The sequence below is a fragment of the Embleya sp. NPDC001921 genome, from assembly GCF_053594475.1.
Genome location: NZ_JBSFEO010000144.1, coordinates 1 through 2,846 on the forward strand (window position 1 = coordinate 1; position 2,846 = coordinate 2,846).

Genomic DNA, 2,846 nt, shown 5'->3' on the forward strand with positions numbered 1-2,846 from the left:
GCACCGGGGATCTTCTTGACGGCACCCTTGACCTTGTCGACGATGCCGCCCCAGGAGAACGCGCCGCCCCACATGCCCTGTGACTCCAGAAACTTGCGGGCGCCGCTCAGGCCACCGGACCGCGCGGCGGCGTTCCCCGAGTGGACCCAGGACGCACCGAGCTGGCGGGTGAGTTCGGGACGAAGGATGCCTTCGCCGCCGCCGACGGCGATGAGCCGGTTGTCGCGGCCCGGCGTGTATCCGGGCATGACGCCACCGGCGGCGAAGCCCGGTACTGCACCGAGTTCGCCGAGGCCGACCTTGCTCGCGATGAAATTCCACACGCGGCGAATTCCGTCGTTGTACACCGTATTCACGATGAAACGGACGGGACTTGCTGCGATCTCGCCAATTCCGCCCCAGATAGCGGCGATTCCGTCCTTCGCCACCTGGAAGCTGCTCTGCGCCGCCGACAGGACGCGCGAGACTTTGTCGCCGATCCAGTCGAACGCGGCCCCGGTCTTGGTCTTCAGGTCCTCCCAGAGGCCGGTCACGCCCGAGACCACGGCCTTGACGGCGCCGATCGTGGTGTCGCGCACCCAGGTCCACGCCTTGGTCGTGGCGCCGACGATCGCGTCCCAGTTCGCGTAGATCACTGCGGCGATGCCGATGATCGCCGCGATCACCCAGCCGATCGGGCCCAGCGCGATGAACCACGCCGCGGCCATCTTGGCGGCGTTGAACAGGGCTTGCGCGCCCATCAGGACCCAGCCGGCCACGACGATCGCCGCGTTGTAGGTCGCGGCGGCTGCGGAGGCGATCCAGCCGGCGACGACCTGCCAGGACGAGAACACCGCGATCGCCGCGTTCTTGACGGCTGCGGCGCCGATGAAGATCCAGGCCACGCCGATCAGGAACGCGTTGAATGCCGCGGCGGCGGCGGACGCGACCCATGCCGCAGCGGTGGCGAACCCGGCCGCCACGGCGGACGCTCCGGCGATGACCATCTGCACGCCCAGCGCGACCAGCATCGGCAGCAGGATGAAGCCGATGACGCCGGCGACGATGCCGATGTTCCTCTTGTTCTCGTCGAGCCAGACGACCATGTCCGCGAGCGCCGGGATCAGATCCTCGACCAGGAACCGGCCCACCGCCTCGGCGCCGTCGAGCAGGACCACGCCCAGGGCCTGGCCGACCTCGCGCAGGATCGGGGCAGCCGCGACGGCGGCGTCCTTGAGCCAGATCGCGGGCGGAACCAGGTACTTGGCCAGGATGTCCCCGACCTGCGAGGCGCCGGGCCCGAGGTGGTCGGACAGGTAGTCGCCCAGCTCGCGCGCGCCCGGCAGCAGCGTCTCGCGGACGACACGGCCCGCCTCGCCGACCGCCGGGACGAGGGTGTCGCGCATGGTCCCGGCGGTGCTGATCATTGCGGGGATCAGGGTGTTGCCGGCGAAGTCCGTGGCGGCCTGGGAAAGCTTCCGCTTGAACTCCTCGACCTGTGTGCCCGCGTTGTCGCGGAGGGAGGTGCCCAGGGTGTCGGCGGCTCCGGCCACATCCCCGAGGGCGGTGACCGCCGTTTTCGGGTCGAGGGCGAACAGGCTGGCACCCAGGTCTTCCGCCTTGGTGCCGAACAGGGCGACCGCCGCGGCGTTCTGGGCGACCGGGTCCTTCATCGCCCGAAGCTTGTCCAGGACGGTCTGCAGTCCGCTGCTCGCGCCGGCGCCGCCCGCGGCGATCTGCGCGGTCATGTCCTTCGCGGACAGCCCGAGCGCCTCGTAGCCCTCGGCCGACGTCTTGCTGCCGTCGATCGCGCGGATCGAGAATTCCTTGAGCGCGTCGGCCAGGAAGTCCGTATCGCGCGCGCCCGCCTTGAGGCCCTGGGACAGCAGGCCCATGGCGGTCTTGCCGTCCAGCCCGAGCTTCTGGAACTGGACCGGGTACTCGGTGAACGTATCCAACAAGTCTTCGGCTTTGTTCGCGCCGGTCTGGACGCCGCGGGTCAGCAGGTCCATGGCCGCTTCGGCGTTCGGCGCAAGGCCGGTGCGCATGATCGTGGACACTGCGGCGGTGGTCTTGCCGAGGTCCTCGTCCATGATCTTCGCGACATCGGACGCCTTCGTCGCGATGCTCTCGAGCTGCTTGTTCGTTGCCCCGGGCGGCAGCAGCCCTTGTGAGACGACGCCCTTGATCGCCGCGGCGGCGTCCTCGAACGTGTCGGCAACCGCACTGCTGTACAGCTTCCCGGCGACCTTGCCGTACTTGCCCGCGTCGGCCCCAGTCGCGCCCAGCGTCGCCTTGAGCTTGCCGGTGATTCGGCCCTGGTCGAGCGAGTCGACGATCCCCTTGGTCAGGATCGCGCCCGAGGCGACCGCGATCGCACCGATGCCCGCCTTGAGCTTGCCGCCCAGGCCGGACAGGAATCCGCCGCCCGCCCCTGCCCCGGCGTCCTGCGCGGCCGCCTGCATCGGCGCCCCGAGCTGGCTGCGGATCTCGTCGCCGATGCCGCGAACCGAGGGGATGACCTGGAGAGTTGCGTAGCCGACGCTGGGCACGGCGCCCCCCTTCGGTGGTGGGAGAGGGTGCCGTGCCGGGCGTCAGGTGATGATGCCCTCGTCGATCATGCGGCGCCGCTCGGCCGCCCGTGCTCGTGCCGCCTCGCGGCGACGCAGGCGCGCCGGGTCGAGGTGGGTCGCCGCCGGCCGGTCACCGGGACGCCGCGCGGGCCGCGGTCGTTTGCTCTGCTTGTGCTTGGGCAAACCGCTGTTCGCGCGCTGCCAGTTGGCCTGCATGAGAATGTCGTGCAGGTCGGCGAGCTGGGAGTTCGTCAGCCCCCACAGGGTGTCGGGTCCGTCGATGGCGATCCGCGT

General features: G+C 70.2%; 2 protein-coding genes. Both read right to left on the bottom strand.

Going from position 1 to position 2,846, the window contains the following annotated elements; genetic code table 11:
* The coding region (locus ACWCPW_RS51840; RefSeq protein ID WP_449768660.1) for a phage tail tape measure protein at positions 1 to 2,531 on the bottom strand (2,531 nt) is incomplete at its 3' end.
* A 42-nt stretch (positions 2,532 to 2,573) separates the two neighbouring features.
* Positions 2,574 to 2,846: hypothetical protein (locus ACWCPW_RS51845; protein WP_449768661.1), on the bottom strand; the 273-nt coding region annotated here is incomplete at its 5' end.